Source organism: Ramlibacter aurantiacus, assembly GCF_016722895.1.
Taxonomy (GTDB): Bacteria; Pseudomonadota; Gammaproteobacteria; order Burkholderiales; family Burkholderiaceae_C; genus Ramlibacter; species Ramlibacter aurantiacus.
In genome coordinates this window covers 34222-55638 of the sequence record NZ_JAEQNA010000008.1, presented here as the reverse complement: position 1 = coordinate 55638, position 21417 = coordinate 34222, and the positions used below count along the sequence as shown (strand labels likewise).

General features: G+C 63.1%; 21 protein-coding genes and 1 pseudogene. 12 read left to right on the top strand and 10 right to left on the bottom strand.

Translation table 11 applies throughout. The features are described 5' to 3' along the window. Nucleotides 1-5: 5 nt before the first annotated feature. From JI739_RS18940 to JI739_RS18925, 4 genes are all read right to left on the bottom strand, one after another. A complete protein-coding gene (locus tag JI739_RS18940; RefSeq protein ID WP_201685513.1) occupies nt 6-932 on the bottom strand; it encodes a DMT family transporter in 927 nt (308 codons plus the stop codon). Between the two features lie 300 nt (nt 933-1232). Then, nucleotides 1233-1424 (bottom strand): 2-hydroxymuconate tautomerase, encoded by a 192-nt coding sequence (gene thmT, locus JI739_RS18935; protein WP_201685512.1) that lies wholly within the window; start codon nt 1422-1424, stop codon nt 1233-1235. Nucleotides 1425-1527: 103 nt separating this feature from the next. Then, the gene (locus JI739_RS18930) at nt 1528-2472 is read right to left on the bottom strand and encodes a catechol 2,3-dioxygenase (RefSeq protein ID WP_201685511.1); all 945 of its coding nucleotides are present in this window, start codon (nt 2470-2472) and stop codon (nt 1528-1530) included. 4 nt (nt 2473-2476) lie between these two features. Continuing rightward, nucleotides 2477-2887, bottom strand: coding sequence for a 2Fe-2S iron-sulfur cluster-binding protein (locus tag JI739_RS18925; protein ID WP_236589905.1), 411 nt, complete (start codon nt 2885-2887; stop codon nt 2477-2479). A 342-nt stretch (nt 2888-3229) separates the two neighbouring features. Between JI739_RS18925 and JI739_RS18920 the strand changes: the two genes are divergently transcribed. The 9 genes from JI739_RS18920 (at nt 3230) to dmpG (ending at nt 11951) form a co-directional block, all read left to right on the top strand. Then, entirely contained in the window at nt 3230-3934 is a 705-nt protein-coding gene (locus JI739_RS18920) for an FCD domain-containing protein (protein ID WP_201685509.1), read from the top strand. Nucleotides 3935-3995: 61 nt separating this feature from the next. Further along, nucleotides 3996-4961, top strand: coding sequence for a Bug family tripartite tricarboxylate transporter substrate binding protein (locus tag JI739_RS18915; RefSeq protein ID WP_201685508.1), 966 nt, complete (start codon nt 3996-3998; stop codon nt 4959-4961). Between the two features lie 41 nt (nt 4962-5002). Next, on the top strand, nt 5003-5983 hold the full coding sequence (locus JI739_RS18910; RefSeq protein WP_201685507.1) for a Bug family tripartite tricarboxylate transporter substrate binding protein: 981 nt from the start codon (nt 5003-5005) through the stop codon (nt 5981-5983). A gap of 43 nt (nt 5984-6026) precedes the next feature. Further along, a complete protein-coding gene (locus JI739_RS18905) occupies nt 6027-6485 on the top strand; it encodes a cupin domain-containing protein (RefSeq protein WP_201685506.1) in 459 nt (152 codons plus the stop codon). Between the two features lie 398 nt (nt 6486-6883). Further along, the gene (locus tag JI739_RS18900; protein ID WP_201685505.1) at nt 6884-8353 is read left to right on the top strand and encodes a 2-hydroxymuconic semialdehyde dehydrogenase; all 1470 of its coding nucleotides are present in this window, start codon (nt 6884-6886) and stop codon (nt 8351-8353) included. Beyond that, nucleotides 8350-9144 carry a 2-keto-4-pentenoate hydratase gene (locus tag JI739_RS18895; RefSeq protein WP_201685504.1) on the top strand — a complete coding sequence of 265 codons (795 nt, stop codon included), beginning with the start codon at nt 8350-8352 and terminating at the stop codon, nt 9142-9144. The genes JI739_RS18900 and JI739_RS18895 overlap by 4 nt, the downstream gene beginning before the upstream one ends. Continuing rightward, the gene (locus JI739_RS18890) at nt 9141-9914 is read left to right on the top strand and encodes a 2-keto-4-pentenoate hydratase (protein WP_201685503.1); all 774 of its coding nucleotides are present in this window, start codon (nt 9141-9143) and stop codon (nt 9912-9914) included. The genes JI739_RS18895 and JI739_RS18890 overlap by 4 nt, the downstream gene beginning before the upstream one ends. 14 nt (nt 9915-9928) lie before the next feature. Then, complete coding sequence (locus JI739_RS18885) at nt 9929-10879, top strand: acetaldehyde dehydrogenase (acetylating) (protein WP_201685502.1); 951 nt, start codon at nt 9929-9931, stop codon at nt 10877-10879. A 10-nt stretch (nt 10880-10889) separates the two neighbouring features. Further along, nucleotides 10890-11951: a 4-hydroxy-2-oxovalerate aldolase gene (dmpG, locus tag JI739_RS18880; RefSeq protein ID WP_201685501.1), complete on the top strand. Its 1062-nt coding sequence runs from the start codon at nt 10890-10892 to the stop codon at nt 11949-11951. Between the two features lie 422 nt (nt 11952-12373). On the opposite strand, the gene JI739_RS18875 is transcribed toward dmpG, so the two are convergent. The 5 genes from JI739_RS18875 to JI739_RS18855 form a co-directional block, all read right to left on the bottom strand. Next, entirely contained in the window at nt 12374-13444 is a 1071-nt protein-coding gene (locus tag JI739_RS18875; protein WP_201685500.1) for a YeiH family protein, read from the bottom strand. Nucleotides 13445-13695: 251 nt separating this feature from the next. Then, nucleotides 13696-14379 (bottom strand): SDR family oxidoreductase, encoded by a 684-nt coding sequence (locus tag JI739_RS18870; protein ID WP_236589875.1) that lies wholly within the window; start codon nt 14377-14379, stop codon nt 13696-13698. 318 nt (nt 14380-14697) lie between these two features. Next, nucleotides 14698-15222 (bottom strand): aromatic-ring-hydroxylating dioxygenase subunit beta, encoded by a 525-nt coding sequence (locus tag JI739_RS18865; RefSeq protein WP_201685498.1) that lies wholly within the window; start codon nt 15220-15222, stop codon nt 14698-14700. A 1-nt stretch (nt 15223) separates the two neighbouring features. Further along, complete coding sequence (locus JI739_RS18860) at nt 15224-16462, bottom strand: aromatic ring-hydroxylating oxygenase subunit alpha (RefSeq protein ID WP_354003758.1); 1239 nt, start codon at nt 16460-16462, stop codon at nt 15224-15226. A gap of 135 nt (nt 16463-16597) precedes the next feature. After that, a complete protein-coding gene (locus JI739_RS18855; RefSeq protein WP_201685496.1) occupies nt 16598-17560 on the bottom strand; it encodes a PDR/VanB family oxidoreductase in 963 nt (320 codons plus the stop codon). Between the two features lie 136 nt (nt 17561-17696). Between JI739_RS18855 and JI739_RS18850 the strand changes: the two genes are divergently transcribed. The 3 genes and pseudogenes from JI739_RS18850 to JI739_RS18840 all read left to right on the top strand — a co-directional run bounded on the left by JI739_RS18850 (nt 17697) and on the right by JI739_RS18840 (nt 20289). After that, complete coding sequence (locus tag JI739_RS18850; RefSeq protein WP_201685495.1) at nt 17697-18185, top strand: MarR family winged helix-turn-helix transcriptional regulator; 489 nt, start codon at nt 17697-17699, stop codon at nt 18183-18185. A gap of 385 nt (nt 18186-18570) precedes the next feature. After that, nucleotides 18571-19788, top strand: coding sequence for a Gfo/Idh/MocA family protein (locus JI739_RS18845; RefSeq protein WP_201685494.1), 1218 nt, complete (start codon nt 18571-18573; stop codon nt 19786-19788). Continuing rightward, nucleotides 19785-20289: pseudogene (locus JI739_RS18840) on the top strand (MarR family winged helix-turn-helix transcriptional regulator). The gene JI739_RS18845 and the pseudogene JI739_RS18840 overlap by 4 nt, the downstream one beginning before the upstream one ends. Nucleotides 20290-20419: 130 nt before the next feature. On the opposite strand, the gene JI739_RS18835 reads toward JI739_RS18840, so the two are convergent. Continuing rightward, nucleotides 20420-21409, bottom strand: coding sequence for a substrate-binding domain-containing protein (locus JI739_RS18835; RefSeq protein ID WP_201685493.1), 990 nt, complete (start codon nt 21407-21409; stop codon nt 20420-20422). Nucleotides 21410-21417: the final 8 nt, after the last annotated feature.

Here is a 21417-nt window from a genome sequence, read left to right as displayed (position 1 = left end):
GGAAATCAGGGTTGTGGGCGGCCATGCAGGACCACGAGCACGATGCCGGACAAGGTGAGGCAGATCCCCAGCACAGCGGCCAGAGAGAGGTTCTCCTGCTTGCCCATTGCGAAATAGCTAAGAGGCATCACTAATAAAGGGGTGCACATCGAGATCAGGGCCACGAGACTGACGGGAATGTAGTTCATCGAGGCGGTGACAAGCGACTGCCCAACGAATTGCATGAAGCCAACCGCTACATAGACGCGGGCCCACACGGGCTGCGCCGCAATTTCACGCAGGTACCCTGTCATTTGCTTGTGGCTGGCCAGCAGCAGGGCCGCCAAACCCGCGAACGTTCCGATCGCGGCTCCCAACAGCGGTTCATTCCACTCCCGAACCCCAGCCGCGCGGAATACATGGCTGGCGGAGTACGCCGCGGCGGATCCCAGGCCCACTAATAGGCTGCCTAGCAGAAAGCCACGGTGCCGCGCAGCAACGCTTTTGGTGCGCCCCTGCTGCAGACCGTGACCGCCCATGCTCATGGCGAACAGACCCGCAATCCCCAGCCCAATTCCCGCGAAGCCCAGTGGCCCGAGCACCTCGCCGAGCAGCAACCAGCCGAAGAACGCGGTAATCAATGGACTGGTGCTCTGCAGCCCGGCGGCACGGCTAGGGCCCATAAGCTCTATTGACCTAAAGATCAGCCAGCGGCCCAAGTACGTCGAGAACACTCCAGCCAAAATGAACCCAAGCACCGCGCGCAGACTGGGCAGTTCCACACCGCTGCCGAAAGCAAGCTGCCCGGCACCCGCCAGCAAGCCTGCTGGCAGCCCCGCGGCAGCCGCCAACATTGACCCGGGCGCGCTGCTCAGGTGACGCATTGCGAACGACGCGACGACCATGGATGTGCCGTGAGCCGCCATTGCCAGCAGGGCCAGCGTGACTCCCAACAGTGTTTCCGGAGGCACGGCGGGAGCGGCTATCATCATTGGCGCGCGCTCTCGCCCAGGGCACAGGCCCCGGTGCGGTTTACGACGTGGCCCATCCAATCCTCTAAGTTCTGTGCCCGCGGCGCGGCCGACGCGCTATAGATCCGGCGCGTTGGCGCCTCAAATACGTCACTCGTGGGGCGGTATGGCAGGGAGTCGCGTCCGGGCTGAATGTGATGTCGCAATAGTTCTAGAAAGGCCCCACGGTAGCAAGCCGCGTCTGGATGCGCCGGGACCCACAGGCAGGCCGGGCTCCGGCACTCAGCGCCCCAGGTCCTTCGCGGTTTGACCCGCGATCCCCCAGTTCGTATTTGGCACTTCCTGGATCCAGACTCGGATCGTTTCCTTTGGGGCCCCAACCGCCTGATGCAGCGCCTCGGTGACCTGTTCGATCACGGCGCGCTTCTGTTCTTCGGTTCGACCCTGTATCAGGAAAATCTGTGCAAACGGCATGGCTCTTCCAAAAAGCGGGAGCCGCGGCGCAAAGACCTCGGCTCGTTAGTCTTCAATGAACCAGGGCAAAGCAACTCGTTGCTGCCCTGGTCGGCAGTCAAGCTCAGGTGTACACCTCGGTGAAGGAGCCGGGCAGCACTCCGGTGTGATAGAAGATGCCGCGGCCGACCTCTTCTTCTGTCCAGGTCGTCACCGGGCGATCGGGCTGCGCCTGGTAGCCGAGGCCAGCGAAGGTCTCGTTGCGATTGCCGCTTGGATCGAAGAAGTAGATGGTCTCGCCGCGCGTGATGCCGTGTCGCGTCGGGGCGATGTCGATTCGCACCCTGTTCTTTGCCATCACGTCGCCGGCTTTGAGAATGTCATGCCAGGAGTCCAAAAAGAATGACAAGTGGTGCAGTCCTGCGGTCGGCGCGCCGACGAATGCGATGTCGTGCGGCTTGCTCGAGCAGGATATGAACGAAGCCAGCTGGAATGCCCCTTGCGGACCGACGGTCACCTGCTCGGTCTGGAAAAAGTCCAGCACCTCGAGAAAGAACCTGGTGTTATCGGCAACCGTGTTCACCTGCTTAGCTGGGTCGAAGGGGCACATGAGCAACACATGGTCGAGCCAATGGGCCGCCGCACCTTTCAAGCCGTCGGGCCAGGGATCCGGATTGATAGAGCCGACGTCCGTGCCGATACAGTCCTTGCTCGCGTAGAGGCGCATCTCATGGCCACTGGGCAAGTTGAACTGCAACATGCGGCCAGTCGCCGGCAACGCGCCTTCAGGCAGCATGTTCGTTTTGATGCCATAGGCCTGAATCCGGTCGGCCAGCGCATCAAGGTCGCTGTCCCGCTTGACCTTGTACGCCACGTGATTGAGGCCGGCTCGGTCGGAGGGCGTGATGATCAGCGAGTACTTGTCCCACTCGTCCCAGCACTTCAGGTATACGTTTCCGTGCTCGTCCTCCATCATTTTCTTCATCCCGAGCACGTTCTCGTAGTGCTTGACGGCTGCCGCCGTGTCCATGACACGCAGGCTGGCGTGTCCGATGCGCATGACACCCATGACTTCACTCCTTGTCTGAATTGATCTCGCGTTTTGACCCATCGACCTGAGACACAGCGATCCACTGATCGCTCCAGGCCTTCTTCATCTTGCCCACCACCGCTACCTCGACCCTTCCGAGGGGCGCGACGCGGCATGCCAGGCAGATTCCCTGCGCTTCCTCATCCTGAGAGACATGCGCCCGACTCATCGCGCCGATGCGGCGCACCCTGCCCGCGATGATTCTGATCTTGCAAACCCCACAGCCGCCATTTAGGCAACCGACCGGTATGCCCTTGCGCCCAAGGCGCGCCATGCCCTGCAGCAGGCTCTCGGCCTCTGAGCACGTGTACGTCTCGCCAGTCGGGGCGAGACAAACGTCATGCTTGGCCGCAGACGCGGCCGCCGCTCGCGATGCTGCTGTGGTGTGCGGCAGGGCCGGCGTCTCGTGAGATATCACGGCAGCGCCTTGGCCCCCTAATTGTTCGGGTAGACAGCGTTCCATAAGGGGCTCCATGTCGCCTCAGCTAAGGGTATCCGGCAGCTGCGGCCGGGTAGTCCTGGCCGTGGTCGAGTCAATATGCAGGAGATATTCCCGGTGGCTGCACAGCGCAGCCACGGGGAAGATCGCTAGCGGTGATTATCCAAGCTCATCGAGAATTTTTGGTCTTCTCGTTATCCCTAAGAAAAATCGAGATTTTTCCGAATACATTGGCGTTGTCGTCTCGCCAAGGAAGAACTTCTGGCGAGTCAGCAACCCGCGAACTCTCTCCGCCCAATGTCACCTTCTCTGGTCACGCCCGAGCCCAACGCAATTGCCAGTCCGCCTCGTAGCCTGATCGAGGCGGCTTACCAACGGATGCGCCGGGACATCATCGCTGGGCATTTATCGGCAGGCCAGAAGCTGCGAGTCGAGCACCTTAAGTCGAGATACGGGGTGGGCGCGGGGACGCTGCGCGAAGCCATGGCGCTGCTGGTGGCCGACGCGCTCGTCGAGTCCGAATCCCAGCGTGGCTTTAGCGTCGCTCCGATTTCGCTAGAGGATCTTGCGGACCTCACGCGCATTCGCGTGCTGCTTGAAGGGGAGGCGCTGCGCGAGAGTATCGCTGCAGGAACGGACGATTGGGAAGCCGGCGTGGTCAGTACGTTCCACAAGCTGACGCTAGCGGAGCAGCGCCTGCGGGCGGACCCCGCTGGGGCATTTGAAGGCTGGGAGTTCTGCAATCGGCAGTTTCACGAGGCCCTCGTGGCGGCGTGCCGCTCGAGGCGGCTGCTTCGAAGCAGAGAGGTGCTTTACCAGCAGGCCGAGCGCTACCGGAGGTTGTCCACATTGAAAGCGCCGCCAAGCGATGATCTTCACGAGGAGCACAAGACCATCTTTGACGCGGTAATGGCGCGTGACGCCGATCGGGCCAGCGCACTGCTGGCAACTCACATCAATCGGGCTCTCTTGGTCATTCGGAACGGTCAATTGATTGAGTGAGCGCCGGCCGCGACGGTTTCGCTGCTGGCGTTAGCTGCCCTACTTTTACTCTAGAGGAACCATGAAGTACCTGAAACGTCTGGCCATCGCCTGCTCCTTGCTGGCGGGAGTCTCTTACGCGGTCGCACAGGAGTATCCGGTCAAGCCGGTGAAGATCATCGTCGGGTATGTGCCCGGTGGCGGTCCCGACATGGTGGCCCGAGGGCTGGCAACGCGGCTGAGCGAAATCCTTGGCCAGCCGTTCGTGGTCGAGAACAAGCCCGGCGCCGGTGCGGTGCTCGCTACCGCACATCTCGCCAAGCTGCCTGCTGACGGCTATAACTTGCTGCTCGGCGAGACAGGGCAGCTGGTGATCGCGCCGCATATTCAAAAGGCGCTTCCCTACGACACGCTGAAGGATTTGGCCCCGATTGCCCGCGTCACGTCCGATCCCATGTTGCTGGTAGCCAATGCCAAGGCTGGGATTGGAACACTGCCCGACTTGATTCGCAGTGCCAAGGCAAAGCCCGGCGCTATCAACTATGGCTCCTCTGGAGTCGGCACAATCCATCACATTGTGATGGAGGTGTTCAAGGCGGACGCCGGTTTGAACATGACGCATGTGCCGTACAAGGGTAGTGGGCAATCCCTCCCAGCGGTGCTCGCTGGTGATGTGCCTGTGGCGTTCACGACCTTAACCGCCGCCGGCCCCCATTTGCGCAGCGGTACTTTGGTGCCGCTGGCCACCACTTCAGCCCGGCGCCTGGCCGACCTTCCGGAGGTGCCGGCCATCGGCGAGTTTGTCAAGGGCTACGAATATGCTTCGGAAGTAGGCATTCTTGCCCCTGCCGGCGTACCGCCTAACGTTGTCGACAAGCTCGCTTCAGCCATCAAGAAGGCGGTGGACAGCCCCGAGTTCATTGCACAGTTTAAGAACACAAGCATCAGCGTGACGTACGGCGGTCCTTCCGAGTACGCGGAGAACCTGAGAGCGAGCCTGAAGAAATATGAGCGGGCAGTAAAACTGGCCAACATCAAGGCCGACTGACCGCGTCCATGTGTGGCCCCCCCGAAAGAGCAGGAGACCCTATGAAAGCTTTGAAATTCCTGAGCGCAGTACTGCTTGCTGGACTAGCCCTGGCGTCTGTCGGCCTGGCACAGGCAAACACGTATCCGTCCAAGCCGGTTCACATCATCGTCCCGTATCCCGCCGGTGGCAGCGGCGATTTGCTGGCCCGCTTAGTCGCCAGTCGGTTGTCGCAGGTGATGGGGCAGCAGTTCGTTGTCGAGAACAAAGCCGGCGCGAGCGGGAACATCGGCACCCAGTTCGTCGCCACGGCTCCCCCAGATGGCCACACGCTGCTGCTCGCAACCGACATCCAGTTCGCAATCAATCCGCTGCTCTATCCACAGCTCGCCTACAACCCGGACAAGGATTTTGAGCCGGTTTCCCTAGCAGCGTACATTGAGTTCATGCTGGCTGTGCCGTCGTCCCTGCAAGTCAATACCCTTTCGGATTTCATCGCGAAGGCGAAGCAGAACCCTGGCGGCCTCAACTACGCGTCTACGGGCCATGGTAGCAGCCATCAATTAGCGATGGAACACTTCAGCTCAATCGCCGGAATTAAGCTAAACCACGTTCCTTACAAGGGCAGCGGCCAGGCGCTTCCAGACCTGTTGAGCGGTAATGTGCAGGCAATGTTCTTCGGTGTTTCACAGGGCCTGCCGCACATCCGTTCGGGCAAGCTAAAGGGGCTGGCGGTCGGCTCCACCAAGCGGCTGCGTGCGCTGCCAGATACGCCAACAGTAGCCGAGTTTTATCCCGGGTTCGAAGTGGTGAATTGGTGGGGCTTCTACGCTCCGAAGGGCACCCCGAGGGAGATCGTCAACCGCCTCAATGCCGAGGTCGTCAAGATCATCAAGGCGCCGGACGTTTGGGAACAACTCGAGAAGGGTGGCTTCGCGCCATTTGGAAGTACACCTGCCGAATTGGTTGCCCGCACTGTCGCGGACCGCACGAAGTGGGCCAAGGTGATCGAACAGGCCAACATCAAGCCGCAAGCCAACTGAGGCCAGCAGTGAGTTGGTTTAATTGAAATCAAGGAGAGACGCAATGAATGCAGCCGCAGACGAACAGCCGAGGCCAGAAGATTTTGAAAGCCCTGAGCAGCAGGGTACGCAGGCTAAGGTGTTCCGTTACGTGAAGCCCGAGCTGGATCGCGTCAAGGGGGTGGTGGTGCTGGCGCGCAGCGACATCATGTTGGCGGCAGTACAGCTTGTGAAGAAGGGCGGCGAGAACAACCTGCATTCCCACAGCGCGATGGACGGACTCTGGTTCGTCCTAAAAGGGCGGGTCAGGTTCTACGGCGAAAAGGACGTACTGCTCGGTGAGTTCGGGCCGCACGAGGGAGTCTTCATTCCGCGCGGGGTGAGTTACTGGTTCGAAAGTTCCTCGGACGAGGTTCTGGAGATCCTCCAAGTCGAATCCTTCGTCAAGGGCGCTGCCGGCAAACGGATCGATCACGAGCCGAAAAAGCTCGCTGGCAAGGATTTCGTCGTTTTCAAGGCTTGATGCCCGACGGCGGCGGTCGAGATGAGTGAAGGGAAGCGGTCAGCCTTGGCCCGACATCGCCAACGATCAAGTCCAGAAGATGTACGTGGGTGAATGTGAATGGCCTTCCCGCACATCCGGCTTCGGATCGGCAGTCGGTTCAGCGAGGACGGCGGCAGCGGTTCTGGAGATCTCCATCTTCGCGTAGCCATATCACGGAGGGCTGAGGCCAAAGCGACGCAAGATGGTGAAAATTCTTCTTGCGCCGAAGTCGCCAAGAAGCCGTCCAGAGAGCGAGTTGGAGTCGCTCCTTTAAGTAACTCCGAGGACTGCCGGCGCATGCGTCTAAAGGCCGAGTGAGCTCAGCGCATTGGCGCTCGCGGTCCCCCGCCGCTATTTTCTTTTTAGGACCACAAGCAGTGATACTCAACTTTATTAACGGCCAATACCGGCAGGGGCGCGGTGGCCGCAGCTTTAGCGACATGAATCCGGTTGACGGGTCGTTGATCGCCCAAGTCAGCGAGGCTACCAGGGAGGACGTTGACGACGCAGTGAACGCAGCACGCGATGCTCTAGCGGGACCCTGGGGCGCGCTCAAGCTTTCCCAGCGCTGTGACCTGCTGTACGCGGTTGCGGCCGAGATTGACCGGCGCGCCGAGGATTTCGTCGCCGCCGAGGTGGCAGACACCGGCAAGCCTCGATCGCTCGCATCGCATCTGGATATTCCGCGCGGCGCGGCGAACTTCCGGGTGTTTGCCGACGCGGTGCGCAACGTGGCGACGGAAACGTTCACTAGCCATGCGCCGGACGGCGAACCCACGCTGAACTACGCGCTGCGTCGCCCCAAAGGCGTCGTGGCGGTGATCTGTCCGTGGAACCTGCCGCTGTTGCTGATGACTTGGAAGGTGGGGCCGGCGCTGGCCTGCGGCAACACCGTGGTGGTGAAGCCCTCGGAGGAGACCCCGGCCACGGCAGCACTGCTTGGCGAGGTGATGAACAGCGTCGGCATCCCCAAGGGCGTGTACAACGTCGTCCACGGTTTCGGGCCCGAATCCGCTGGCGAGTTCCTGACCACACACCCAGGCGTTGACGCAATCACGTTTACCGGTGAAACCCGTACCGGCGCGGCTATCATCCGCGCCTCCGCTGCCGGCATTAAGCCGGTGTCAATGGAGTTGGGTGGCAAGAATCCGGCCGTCGTGTTCGATGATGCGGACCTTGACGCCACGATCGCGGGGCTCACCCGCTCTGTGTTTGAAAACTCAGGGCAAGTCTGCCTCGGGACCGAGCGCGTGTACGTGCAGCGCCGCATTTTCGATGCCGTGGTGCAAAGGCTCGCATCCGCGGCAGCGCGGCTGCGGCCCGGCCGGCCGGAGGATCCCGCGACGACGCTGGGTCCACTGATTTCGGCAGAGCATCAGCGCAAAGTCCTAGATTACTTCGCGCTCGCGAAGGCGGAGGGCGCCACGGCCGTTTGCGGGGGTGGTGTGCCGGACGTTTCGCATGAGCTGAAGGCAGGTGCCTGGGTCGAACCCACTGTGTGGACCGGCGTTGCGCATGAGTCACGGGTAGCGCGTGAAGAGATCTTTGGCCCCTGCTGCGCGGTTATCCCCTTCGAGACCGAAGCCGAGGCGCTGCGGATGGCGAACGACACGCCCTACGGGTTGGCTGCATCGGTCTACACGAGCGACGTGGCACGTGCACACCGGTTCGCCGGTGCGTTGCGGGTCGGTGTGGTTTGGGTCAACAGCTGGTTTGTACGTGACCTGCGCACCCCGTTTGGCGGCTCGGGCGCCTCGGGAATAGGGCGCGAGGGCGGGGTGCACTCGCTCGAGTTCTATACCGAGCTTTCAAATGTTTGCATCAAGTTCAATGGCGAGGCGCAATGAATAGGCTCGAGATCGAAGAGGCTGCGAACCTGCTGTGGAACGGGGCCGCCGGCGGCACCGCCATCCCGCCGCTGCGCGAAACCTTCCCTGCACTGACAGAGCAGGATGCCTATGCAGTCCAGGCGTTCAACACAGAGCGCCGGCTGAAGGAAGGCGGACGCCTCATTGGTCGCAAGATCGGCCTGACTGCACGGGCCGTGCAACAGCAGCTCGGAGTTGACCAGCCCGATTACGGGATGCTGTTCGCCGACATGGCGGTGGCCGATGGCGAACCGGTGCGTTGGTCCAGGCTGATGCAGCCGAAGGTTGAGGCGGAGGTCGCGCTTGTAATCGAGCACGACTTGCCGGACCCGGGCATCAGCGTCGCACAACTGCTGCGCACAGTGGCGTTCGCCCTGCCTGCGATTGAGATCGTGGGCAGCCGCATCGCCGACTGGAACATCCGATTCGTGGATACCGTCGCGGACAACGCCTCCAGCAGCGCGTTTGTGTTGGGCAATACGCCGGTGCCGCTGCATGGCCTGGACCTCAGGCTGGCGGGCATGGTCATGGAGCGCGCCGGCGAGCAGGTATCCATAGGCGCGGGTGCCGCCTGCCTTGGCCACCCCCTCAACGCCGCCTTGTGGCTGGCCAACAAGATGGCCGAGGTGGGCCGCGGCCTGAAAGCAGGTGACGTGGTGCTCACCGGTGCGCTCGGCCCGATGGTCACCGCCCGTCCGGGCGATGTGTTCGAAGCGCGCATTCAAGGATTGGGCTCCGTGCGAGCCGTTTTCGCCAAAGAGGGCCAATGAACCAAGAACGCATTTCACTGTTGGCACAACGCCTGGACGACGCAGCGCTCTACGGGCGGGCAATCCCGCAGTTCGCCGAGGCCGAGGGGCTGTCCATGCAGGACGCGTATGCGGTACAGGCGACCGCCATAGCGCGCCGCCTGCAGCGCGGCGAGCACCGCACTGGCGTCAAGATGGGCCTTACCAGCCGCGCCAAGATGGTTCAGGTTGGGGTGCACGACGTGATCTGGGGGCGTCTTACTGACGCGATGGCGGAAGCCGATGGGGCCCCTCTCTCGCTGGGGCGTTTCGTCCACCCTCGGGTGGAGCCTGAACTCGCTTTCTTGCTCCGCCAGCCATTGCCGGCCAAGCCCAGCATGGCCGAGGCCCTGGAGGCGGTGGCCGCCATCGCGCCCGCGCTGGAGATCATTGACTCCCGGTTCGAGAACTTCAAGTTCTCGCTGGGCGACGTGATCGCCGATAACGCGTCATCGTCAGGCTACGTGATCGGTCCGTGGCACGCGCCGGGGCAGGATTTCAGCAACCTCGGCTTGGTGCTCTCCATAGACGGAGTTGCACGCCAGGTCGGCAGCACCGCTGGGATCCTGGGCAATCCTTTGCGCTCGCTGGTCTCTGCCGCAGTGATGAGTGCTGCGGCTGGCGAGCCGCTGCAAGCCGGATGGATCGTGATGGCCGGCGGGGCCACCGCAGCCGAGCCGCTGAACCCAGGTCAGCACGTGCTGCTTGAAATGCAGTGCCTGGGTCGGGTCGAGTTCAATACCACAGTGTGAAGTAGGGGCACCTCATGAATACTCCGCGCAAGTTCAAGGCTGCCATCATCGGCAGCGGCAACATCGGCACCGACTTGATGATCAAGATCCTGCGCCACGGCCAGCATCTCGAGATCGCGGCCATGGTCGGCATCGACCCGGCGTCTGACGGCCTGGCGCGCGCCCAGCGGATGGGCGTCGCCACCACGGCTGAAGGCGTGGAAGGGCTGGTGAAGATGAACGTGTTCGGCGAGATCGACATCGTCTTCGACGCCACCAGTGCCTCCGCCCACCTGAAGAACGACGCGCTGCTGCGCAAGCTGAAGCCGGGCATCCGTTTGGTCGACCTCACGCCGGCGGCCATCGGCCCGTACTGCATCCCCGTTGTTAACGGCGAAGAGCACCTCGACGCGGCCAATGTGAACATGGTCACCTGCGGCGGCCAGGCCACCATCCCGATGGTTGCGGCGGTGAACCGCGCGGCCAAGGTTTCCTATGGCGAGATCGTCGCCAGCATCTCGAGCAAGAGCGCCGGCCCAGGCACCCGGGCCAACATCGACGAATTCACCGAAACCACCTCGCGCGCGATCGAGGTGATCGGCGGGGCCACCAAGGGCAAGGCGATCATCGTGCTGAACCCGGCGGAGCCGCCGCTGATCATGCGCGACACGGTGTATACGCTCAGCGAGAAAGGCACCGAGGAAGACATTGCCCGCTCGGTCGAGGAAATGGCCGCAGCCGTGCAGCGCTATGTGCCGGGCTACCGCCTCAAGCAGAAGGTGCAGTTCGACCGCGTGACCGACCTCAAGATTCCGGGCGTCGGCGACCGCCTTTCCGGCATCAAGACGTCGATCTTCCTGGAAGTGGAAGGCGCCGCACACTACCTGCCGGCCTATGCCGGCAACCTGGACATCATGACCAGTGCCGCCCTGCAGACCGCCGAACGCATGGCGGCCCGCATGGTGCACGCCACGGTCGCTGCCTGAGGAGATCATCATGAACGCCAGCACGAAGATCTACATCTCGGACGTGACGCTGCGTGACGGCAGCCACGCCATCCGCCACCAGTACAGCGTTGCGCAGGCCCGGCAGATCGCCCAGGCGCTGGACGAAGCGAAGGTTGATTCGATCGAGGTCGCGCACGGCGACGGGCTGCAGGGCGGCAGCTTCAATTACGGCTTCGGCGCGCACACCGACCTCGAATGGATCGAGGCGGTGGCCAGCGTCGTCAAGCACGCGAAGATCGCCACGCTACTGCTGCCCGGCATCGGCACCGTGCACGACCTCAAGGCCGCCTACGACGCCGGCGCACGCATCGTGCGCGTGGCCACGCACTGCACCGAGGCCGATATCTCCAAGCAGCACATCGAGTACGCGCGCCACCTGGGCATGGAGGCCGTGGGCTTCCTCATGATGAGCCACATGAACACGCCGCAAGGGCTGGCGCAGCAGGCCAAGCTGATGGAGAGCTACGGGGCCACCGTGTGCTACGTCGTCGATTCGGGCGGCGCCCTCAACATGAACGACGTGCGCGACCGATTCCGCGCCTTCAAGGACGTGCTCAAGCCCGAGACGCAGACCGGCATGCACGCGCATCACAACCTGAGCCTTGGGGTGGCGAACAGCATCGTCGCGGTGGAGGAGGGGTGTGATCGCGTGGACGCCAGCCTCGCCGGCATGGGCGCGGGCGCGGGCAACGCGCCGCTGGAAGTGTTCATCGCCGCAGCCGAGCGCATGGGATGGAACCACGGCTGCGATCTGTACAAGCTGATGGACGCGGCCGACGACATCGTGCGCCCGCTGCAGGACCGTCCGGTACGCGTGGACCGTGAGACGCTGGCGCTGGGCTATGCCGGCGTGTACAGCTCCTTCCTGCGGCACTCTGAGGCAGCGGCCAAGAAGTACAACCTCAAGGCTGTGGACATCCTGGTCGAACTGGGCAAGCGGCGCATGGTCGGCGGCCAGGAAGACATGATCGTCGACGTCGCGCTGGACCTGCTCAAGCGCCAGGAACATGACCGGATGCATTCGGAGCCAGTGATGAGCGAGGCTGCATAGAGCCCAACGGCCGCTTTCCTGTGCTCTTGCGGAAACGCTTCCAACCACGTGCCCTGCCAGAGCGCGCGGGCACCGTCCGCCGAGGCCGTGCGCGAGATCTGACCGCTTCGCGTCAACGTCATACCCCGGCGCGACGGGATGGCCCGGTCGAGCAAGTCTTGTTTTGTGATCGGGCCCAGTCGCGTCGCGCCCTAGTTGCGCGCGATTCCCGCCAGATCGTGTCTGGCATCGCTGATGCGCATTCCAATCCAGCGGTGTCCACCGGCCGTTCGCGTCGAAGCGCAACCCGCTCCTGGTGCATCTCGTCGTCGCCTGATGGTGGAGATGGTGGAGTCAGCGTCGAAGGGCGTCTCCACGGCTGAGCTTTCGGTGCGGCGCGCGGCGGGCTTTCTGCCGGTTAGCTTCGAGCCGCTGCAACGGCTCTACCAATGCAACTGGGCCCACGCGCACACCAGCACGAGCCCCGCCAGCCATCCGGTTTCGGCAAGGATCAGCAGCATGGGCCGCCAGCCCGCCCGAGCCAGCTCTCGGAACGAGGTCTTCATGCCAAGGGCGGCGATCGCCACCACCAAGGATGCGCGCGAGATGTCGTTTGCGAATTGCACAACGGGGAGAGGGAGCGCGCCAAATGTGTTGAGTATCACGACCGCAATAAACAGCCACAAGAACCAGGGCACCAGTGGCTGCTGAGAGCCAGCCGAGCGGTGCAACGTTTCGGCTTGGGCGCGCGGTCGGCTCGCCTTCACGGCTGCAGAAACTGAAAGAACAACGAGCGCGAGCATCGAGACGCGGAACAGCTTTACCACGACGGCGATGTCCCCCGTCTCTTGGCCCAGCGTGTACCCGGCGCCCACGACCTGTGCGACGTCGTGGATGGTGCCGCCGAGAAACAGGCCGGCTAACTGTGGCGGCAACTGCAGCGCGGTGGCGACCAGCGGGTACAGCACCATCGCCACAGTTGAGAGCACAGTAACTGTGACGACCACCATGAGCGTGAAGCGCTCGCCGTGCTTGCTTGGAGGCAGAACGGCAGAGATCGCTAGGGCCGCGGAGGCGCCGCAGATCGCAACCGAGCCGCCGGACAGCACGCCCTGCGCTCTTGAGAGGCCCAGCCACCGGCCAGCCAACAAGCCCACGCCCAGTGTCGTCAGCACGCCCGCGATGACTATCGAAGCCGTAGACCACCCGAGCCCCGCGATCTGGTCCGCCGTAATGCGCGCGCCCAGGAGGGCCACACCGAGCCGCAGCAGCCCGCGTGAGCAGAACTCGATGCCGGGGCTGGTCCGTGGGTCACGACTGAGGTAGTGGAACGCCACGCCAAACAACAGCGCATAAAGGAACTGGGGGCCGCCGTGCTGGGTGGCGACGAAGGTTGCGGCCAACGCGAATAGGCTAGCGAGGGCGGAGCCGGGCATGAGCCGCAGCGCGCGAATGGAGGCGGCCAAGGCACGACGGCGCGGCGAAGGTTGGCTGGCTGGCGGCGAGCGGGACATGCTAAACACAGTGCGTGGATCGGAAAGCAAACGTCGAGGGAGGATCAGTTCTGATTCGTGCTTCCGCGGCAGGGGAATCTCTCTGGGCGCTGTGCTGGGAACGCTGTACTGGTGGTCTGCGTCACCGCATTCCGCCATTGTGCTGTGGTCCTGAATGCCCGACGACAGCCCTCATCGAGTTGGCGGCGCTTGCCGGGCCGCATCGCCACATGCCACAAGTCCTGTCGAGCGTCAATTCAGTGTGCCATTCATCAGCGCACCGCCCATCCTCCGGATACGGGGAACACCTGGCCCACGAAGCAGCCGGCGGAATCGCTGCACAGGTAAGCGCAGAACATGGCATCTTCCCGCGCGCTCACCAGACGGCCGAGGGGCACCTCGCGATCGACGCGCTGCTGGAATTCCGGTGTGGCTTGCAGCTCGGGCGGAAAGTAAGTGGCGTTCTCGACGAAGTTCTGGGCAATGGCGTTAACTTGCACGCCATGCCGGGCCAACTCCACGCCAACGCTTTGCACATAGGCCAGCTGCGCACCGCGAGCCGCACTGTAGGTGGACTTGCCAGCCATGCCGCGCAATGCGGAGGCGCTGCCGATCACAAGGATTCGCCCAGACTTGCGGGCCAGCATCTGGGGCAGCACCGCGCGAAGGAGCAAAGGCAGCGGATTCACCAGGCGACCGAACACACGGTGCCACTCGGCCTCAGTGACCTCATGCGCCAGCGTCACGGGGGCGGGCTCCGCCAGGTGAGCGAGCAGCACGTCGATCGGCCCCGCAGCCGTAACGACGCGAGTCGCCGCGAAGGCATCTTCCAAGGGGTCCTCGTCGGCGATGACCTCGGCTCCGTGGTCCTCGAATACCTCACGTAGCGCCGGGCCCATGAAGTGATTGGCATGCGTGAGAAGCACCCGCTTTCCTGCAAGTAGTGTCGGGTCCAACGTCAAGTCTCCTGAGTTTTGTGAGTCTTCACAACTGCACCCCCCATGCGTTCAAGCTGTCGTGCGGATGGATCTGAAGGTCCGACGAACGATCATGGATGAAAGCGGTTGAGCTTAGCGGCCGTACGCTGCACGGCTATAGAGTTGCGGCACCTTTCTAATGAAGCGATGGTGCTTGTGAATCTCGAGCACATTCAGCGCTTATGGATCCGGAATAGGTGATCCGCAATGCGGGAAAGTTCGATAGCCAGATCCGCGGAACTCAGATCGGGGGGGCAACCACGGTTTGCTGCCCCCGCGACCCCCGAATTTCCCAGATCAGAAGTACAGCGCCATGGGGGCGAAAACCGCGTCGCAGTTGACCAGCGTCGCCTTTTTTTCGAGAATGAGGAAACTGGACCCGTTGCGCCGCAAGGTGTGCCGGTATTCACCGGCAAATAACTTCTGCACGCCTTCTGGCACGCTCGGCCGGTACTCCACCATAATGAATTTTGAGCTGACGACGAGCGTGCCGGCCTCCGGCCGCTGCTCGCAAATCACCGGGTTGTCCACGATGTGGACAGTTCTAGAGGGCGGCGACTGAATGTGAATCCGTTCATGCCTCAATCGCGTGATCCGCTGCTTCATCAGAACCCGATCGTCATAGAAGATCGAGACCTCGGTCAGCGGACTGACCTGGGAGTGACTGGTTGGTGCCCAATACACGCCGGTCTCGTCGAACAACTCCATCCACTCCTCGAACCGGCGTTCGTCGAGCAGGGAAGCCTCCTTCACTAGAAATTCGCTGATCTGCTGCAGATTCGCCGTGCCTGTGTCGAATGATTGTTCTCGCGGATGATTCATCTCAAACTCCTCGGCACATGTAATCGACCCAGGCCTTGTACTGGTTTCGCATCGATACTTCGCTGGTGCCGAATCCCTTCAGCCCTCCGCCATCAGGGACATCCTGACCATAGCCACGCCCGAACACGACCCATTCGGCACCCTGCGCGTGCGCCCCTACCTGGATGCGCCGGAACATCTCTAAGTCATCGGTCTGAATCATAGACGCAGGAGAATGAGTGACATTGAGGTAGCGGATGACTTCGTGGTACATCTCCTCGGGCGCTCCATCAAGGCGCACCGGGTACACCCTGATTTCCGTCTTGTCCACGGCAATCGGTCGGAGTACTCGGATATGGTTTGACAACAGCTGTATGCAAAGGTTTGGGTAGAAGATCGCATTGTGGAATGGTTCCTCAAGGATCTGGTTCACGCGTTCTTCCGAATGCTTTGCGAGCAGTGCGGCCCTGTAACGCGCAACAACTTCGCCGCCACGTGCCTTTTCACTGTTTAGCGGGCCGCAGAAGCTGTGCCCCTTGTCGAACGCCCAGATCCCAATGCGGTCCCAGATCGAGGTGTGCTGGTCCTCGTCAAGGATCTGCGGGCCCGTCTTGTCGCCGGATCGACGAGTGAACTGCCTGCCCCCCTCCTGCACGGTTGACTCATGCGAGTAGGGCGGGTGGTACAAGTCGTTCAGGTTCTCGAGTTGGGTCTTCCAGTTGGCCGATAGGACGTACTTCTGAACCCCACCGGCGAGTGTGATCGTGCCCTCGGGAGCGCGGTCGCAGAGCGCGTCGATGCATGACTTCATCGGTCCCAGGTGATGTGGAAGATCGACTTGCGACTCGGGTGCGGCGCTCAAGTTGGCGAACAGGAAGCCGCGGTAGCTGGCGACTGCCACTGGAACGAGGCCGAACTCCTTCTGGCGCAGGTCATAGCGTTCCGGGTAGCCGTTTTTGAGAGGCGCAGCTAGCAATTCGCCATTGGTGCGAAAGGTCCATCCGTGATAGCCGCACCGAAAACTGCTGCCTGTATTCCCCTTCTCATCGTTTGCAACGATCGCTCCGCGATGCCCGCACCGATTGTTGAGGACGTACACCTTGCCGTCACGATGACGACTCACGATTACCGGCTGAGTGCCGACGAAGGTGGTGATGTAGTCGCCGCGTTCCGGAACCTCGCTTTCATGCCCTACGTATACCCAGGTAGATTCGAAGATGTGCTTCATCTCCAGCCGAAAGATCTCCGGGTCGAAGTACACGCTTGTGTGCACCCGGTCCTCGTCGACCAATCGCTTGAGAGCCGCCCTGTCAGTGGCTTCATTAGATACAAGCATTATTGCCTCCTGTTGAAACTGAATACGAACTCGCGAGCACCAGCGGACCCTCGATCCTTCTCACAGATCGAGTACCAATCGGGAGGTCTTCGCCCACGAAACGCAAGTGCACATGGACTTGTTTTCCGCGCGCTCCCTCCCATTGAGGTAGTAGTCCCGGTGGATCGGCGTGCCTTCCAAAACTGTTGTCAGGCAGGAGCCGCACTCCCCCACCTTGCAGTCGAAATCGGCATCCACACCGGCGTCGAGGACGGCATCAAGGATGCTCTTCCCAGGCGGCACCTTCACCACTAGACCAGAGTGCTGCAGGACGATCTCGACTGGCTGATCGTCTTCCTGTGTTGCCGTTGGGTTGCTGAATAGTTCGAAGTGGACCGCCGTTTCCGGCCACCCGCACGAGCCGGAAATGGCAAGCACTGCATCGATCAGGCGGGCTGGGCCGCATACGTAGACATGCAGGCCCGGGCGCCATTCGCGTAGGATCTCATTCAGATCCATGCCCTTGGCCGGATCTCCCCCATCGAACCAGAGCCTTGCGTGTTCTCCGCACCTGCCGAGCACGTCGTTACGAAAGGCCATCAGTTCGGGTTGGCGGGCGGCGTAATGCAAGGTGAACGGCCGAGCTTCCACGACTAGCTGGCTCGCCATGCACAGGATGGGCGTTATTCCGATCCCACCTGCAATCAGGATGTATTCAGCGGCGTTCGACACGAGCTCGAAGTGGTTTTTCGGCGCGTCGATCTCGAACTCATCCCCAACTCGCAGTTGCTCGTGCATGTAGGCAGAGCCACCCTTGCCTTCCCTTTCTCGATGCACCGCCAGCCGATAGAAGCCGCGGTAGGCTGGCGGATTCACGATGGAATAGGAACGCGTGTCGCGGGAGCCATCCGGCAGCACGACTGGAACTGCGATATGCGCTCCGCAGGTATGCGCTGGTAGCGGCACCGCGGGATCGGCACTCACCAGATCGAAGGACTTGACCAGAGGCGTCTCTTCCACGATGGCTGCTATTTTGACTCGCATCGAACTGTCCACCTTCCAAGCCGGTTAGCCGAGCCACGACAGCACCTACAAGGTGTTGCCGTCGAAATGTTGTGATGACAGCGATATTAGGCCTGTGTTAGGATGTTGTCAAGACAATTTTGTGGGAGTGTTCGGCATGCAGGCCAAGGGGCAGATGCTGGTCGGCAATCGTAGCGAGCAGAGTTACAAGGACCTGCTGACTTATCAGCTCCTGGTCCTTTCCAACACCCTCGGCAAAGGAGCCATGCGCTTCTATGCGAAGCGCTTAAACGTGTCTCTTGCCGAATGGCGGCTTATCGCCGCGCTGGCGCGAAACGCTCCCATAACTGTAAATGCGCTGAGTTCCGAGATGAGTACGGACAAGGGCTGGATCAGCCGGACGGCCGCGGCACTTGCTGAAAAGGGGTACTTGAGTACCCGGGGCGATGAAAACGACGCTCGCAAGGTCATCTTGGAGCTCACCACCAAAGGTAAGGCGCTCTACAGGGAAAGCTTTCCTTCAGTCATGCAGCGGCAGGAGAAACTTCTCAGCGCGTTGTCGGAAGCAGAGCGCGAGGCGTTCGAGCGTGCTCTGACAAAGCTCCAGCACCGGGCCAATGAAATGCTAAACGAGGAAGGTCCCTGAGCTCCTCGAGGGCTTCCTTGCGGGGGGTACCCGCCGCTGCCGGCGGAACGGTGATCCCATGGGTGCCGGCAAACGTCTCTGCAGCGCGGCGATAAGGAAATCGAGCTGGCCGCCGATCAGCGCCTGCGGAGAGCATGGCCGTCGCTCGCGATGAACGAAGTGTCCGCGCCAGGGGCACTTCTGCTCGTAGTCGCTAAATGTACGATTAGCTTGATGCCTGCCCAAGCGTGCTAATCCCCTCTCCGGGTAGTGGAGTTTCCATGTCAGAAGCCGAACCCCTGCATCCCCTGGCGATCGAGACGGATCGTTACCTGATGGTACTCAGGCGGGGACTCCCCAGGGCTCGCGTCCCGCTCCGCAGGAACGACATGCGGGGCCTGGGCCTGTGAACGCCGGCGCCGCACCGCTGCGGCTGGGCGTGCTGGGCCTGGGCCGCGCCTTCACGCTGATGCTGCCGACCTTCTCGCGCGACCCGCGGGTGCGCCTGGTCGCCGCCTTCGATCCGCGCGCCAGCGCCACCGAGGCCTTCGCGCGCGAGTTCGCCGGCCGCGCCTGCCGCTCACCCGAAGAGGTGTGCGCCGACCCGCAGGTGGAGTGGGTGTACGTGGCCACGCCGCACCAGCTGCGCGTGGACCATGTGCGATTGGCCGCCGCCCACGGCAAGCACGTGCTGGTCGAAAAGCCCATGGCCCTCGGGCTGGACGATTGCAGCCGCATGATGGACGCCTGCGCGCGCGCCGGCACGCGCCTGCTCGTCGGGCACAGCCACAGCTTCAACGCACCTGTGCTGCAGGCGCGGCGCATGGTCGAGGGTGGCCGCTTCGGCGCGGTGCGCGCGATCCATGCGATGAACTTCACCGACTTCCTGTACCGCCCGCGCCGGCCCGAGGAGCTGGACACCGCGCGGGGCGGCGGCGTGGTCTTCAGCCAGGCCGCGCACCAGGTGGACGTGGTGCGGCTGCTCGGCGGCGGGCTGGTGGACTCGGTATTCGCGCGCACCGGGCGCTGGGACCCGGCGCGCCCGACGGAGGGGGCCTACTCGGCGCTACTGTCGTTCCGTTCGGGCGCCTTCGCCAGCCTCAGCTACAACGGCCACGGCTACTACGACAGCGATGCGCAGATGGACGGCATCGGCGAGATGGGCCGTCCGAAGCCGCCCGGCGCGCACCAGCAGACCCGGCGCAAGCTGCGCGAGGCCACCGACGAGGCCGAGGAGGCGCGGCTGAAGGCCGAGCGCAACTTCGGCGGCTCGGCCTGGGTGCCCGATGCCGGTTCGCCGCCGACGGCATTCCAGCACTTCGGACCGGTGCTGGTGTGCTGCGACGCAGGCGACCTGCGCCTCACGCCGTTCGGCGTCGAAGTGCATGACCAAGAGGGCGTGCGGATGGAGGCACTGCCGGTGCCGGCAGTGCCGCGCAGCGAAGTGATCGACGAACTGTGGGCGGTGGCGCGCGAGGGCAGGGTGCCGCTGCACGACGGCGCCTGGTCGCGTGCCACGGTGGAGGTGTGCCTGGCGATCCTCGAGTCGGGTCGCGGGGGCGGGAATATCATCCTGCGCCACCAGGCCGAGCTGCCGCCTGGCGCCATTCCTACCCCCCCATGACACACGCCAAAGACACCCTGCAACTGCTCGAGCACTGGCGCGAGTCGGTGCCCGACGATCGCCTGGCCCACCTGATCCGCGACGTGGCGCGCGCCCAGATGCGTGCCTTGCAGCATCGGCTGGCGCCGTACGGGGTGTCCTTCGGCCCACTGGACCTTCCTTCGCATCCTCTGGACCCGCGACGGGCTGACGCAGAAGGAGCTGAGCGACCTGGCCGGCGTGATGGAGCCCACCACCTTCAGCGCCGTCAAGGCGATGGAGCAGATGGGGCTGATCGAGCGCCGGCAGCTCGCCGGCAACCGCAAGAACATGCACGTGTTCCTCACCCCGGCCGGCCGCGCGCTGCAGAAGAAGCTGGTGCCACTAGCCGAGGAGGTCAACCACGCGAGCGTGCGGGGGCTTTCCGACAAGACGGTGGCGATCCTACGCAAGGCGCTGATCACGATGATCGAGAACCTCGCGCAGGAAGACGGCGGCGAGGAAGAGGACGAGGAGGTCTAGGGCGTCAGGGGCGTGCCCCCATCCCGGCCTTCCCCCAGAGGGGGAAGGAGGAACGCCCGGCTCCCTCCCCCGCTGGGGGAGGGCTCGGGTGGGGGCACGCCCCGCAATGCGAAGTCACCTACCCCCGCGATCAGATGCTGTACGACTCGTAAGTCGACGGATCGAACAACTCCTCGATCGCCATCTTGCGTGCGGACAGCCCCTGTGCATGGTGGTGGTGCACCAGTGCCTCGAGCGTGCGGCGGCTCGACTCCACGCCATAGGCCCAGTAGTCCTCGCCCATGGTCTCGCGCGCGGCCTTCAGTTGCTCCTCCACGAAAGGCAGGGTCACCTTGGTCGCCGAGGTGTCGGCCAGCAGCTCCAGCGCCCGCGCCTTCGATTCGCTGAAGGCCTTGAACACCGCGGCCGGCAGCCAGCGGTGCTGCTGCGCGAGCTCCTTGCGGATGCCCACCACGTGCATGATGGGGAAGATGCCGGTGCGCCGGTAGTAGTCCTTGGCCACCGCGGTCGGGTCGTCGAACAGCCAGCCCACGTTCGGGTTGTGCACGGCGGCGCCGCTGGGCGGGCGGGGCGCGATGAAGCCGTCGATCTCGCGTTCGTCGAGCAGCTGCGAGATCGTCTTGCCCTCGGGCGCGCTCTCGACCTTCACGCCGGGCGGCAGGTCCAGCTTGATCTTCTCGGGCCGGCCGGGCGTGTCGATGCCCCCGCGCACCCAGGTCACGTCCTCGGGCGCGATGCCGTAGTCGTCACGCAGCAGCGCCCGCGCCCACACGATGGCGGTGAGCTGGTACTCGGGGATGCCGACGCGGCGGCCCTTGAGGTCCTCGGGCTTGCCGATGCGGTCCTTGCGCACGTAGATCGAGGTGTGGCGGAACGCCCGCGACAGGAACACCGGCACCGCCACGTACGGGCTCTCGCCGCGCGAGTGCTTGACCAGGTAGCTGGAGAACGAAAGCTCCGTCACGTCGAAGTCGCGGCTGCGCATCGCGCGGAAGAACATCTCCTCCGGGCTGAGCAACATGTAGACGGGATCGCAGCCGTCGATCTGCACCCGGCCGTCGAAGAGGGCGCGCGTGCGGTCGTAGTCGCCCATGGCGACGGAAATCTGGAGTTTGCTCATGGAATCCT

Excerpts from the sequence above, each read along its gene's own strand:
- thmT (WP_201685512.1), bottom strand. The coding sequence starts at position 1,424 with ATGCCGTTTGCACAGATTTTCCTGATACAGGGTCGAACCGAAGAACAG.
- JI739_RS18930 (WP_201685511.1), bottom strand. The coding sequence starts at position 2,472 with ATGGGTGTCATGCGCATCGGACACGCCAGCCTGCGTGTCATGGACACG.
- JI739_RS18920 (WP_201685509.1), top strand. The coding sequence starts at position 3,230 with ATGTCACCTTCTCTGGTCACGCCCGAGCCCAACGCAATTGCCAGTCCG.
- JI739_RS18915 (WP_201685508.1), top strand. The coding sequence starts at position 3,996 with ATGAAGTACCTGAAACGTCTGGCCATCGCCTGCTCCTTGCTGGCGGGA.
- JI739_RS18910 (WP_201685507.1), top strand. The coding sequence starts at position 5,003 with ATGAAAGCTTTGAAATTCCTGAGCGCAGTACTGCTTGCTGGACTAGCC.
- JI739_RS18905 (WP_201685506.1), top strand. The coding sequence starts at position 6,027 with ATGAATGCAGCCGCAGACGAACAGCCGAGGCCAGAAGATTTTGAAAGC.
- JI739_RS18895 (WP_201685504.1), top strand. The coding sequence starts at position 8,350 with ATGAATAGGCTCGAGATCGAAGAGGCTGCGAACCTGCTGTGGAACGGG.
- JI739_RS18890 (WP_201685503.1), top strand. The coding sequence starts at position 9,141 with ATGAACCAAGAACGCATTTCACTGTTGGCACAACGCCTGGACGACGCA.
- JI739_RS18885 (WP_201685502.1), top strand. The coding sequence starts at position 9,929 with ATGAATACTCCGCGCAAGTTCAAGGCTGCCATCATCGGCAGCGGCAAC.
- dmpG (WP_201685501.1), top strand. The coding sequence starts at position 10,890 with ATGAACGCCAGCACGAAGATCTACATCTCGGACGTGACGCTGCGTGAC.
- JI739_RS18875 (WP_201685500.1), bottom strand. The coding sequence starts at position 13,444 with ATGTCCCGCTCGCCGCCAGCCAGCCAACCTTCGCCGCGCCGTCGTGCC.
- JI739_RS18865 (WP_201685498.1), bottom strand. The coding sequence starts at position 15,222 with ATGAATCATCCGCGAGAACAATCATTCGACACAGGCACGGCGAATCTG.
- JI739_RS18855 (WP_201685496.1), bottom strand. The coding sequence starts at position 17,560 with ATGCGAGTCAAAATAGCAGCCATCGTGGAAGAGACGCCTCTGGTCAAG.
- JI739_RS18850 (WP_201685495.1), top strand. The coding sequence starts at position 17,697 with ATGCAGGCCAAGGGGCAGATGCTGGTCGGCAATCGTAGCGAGCAGAGT.
- JI739_RS18835 (WP_201685493.1), bottom strand. The coding sequence starts at position 21,409 with ATGAGCAAACTCCAGATTTCCGTCGCCATGGGCGACTACGACCGCACG.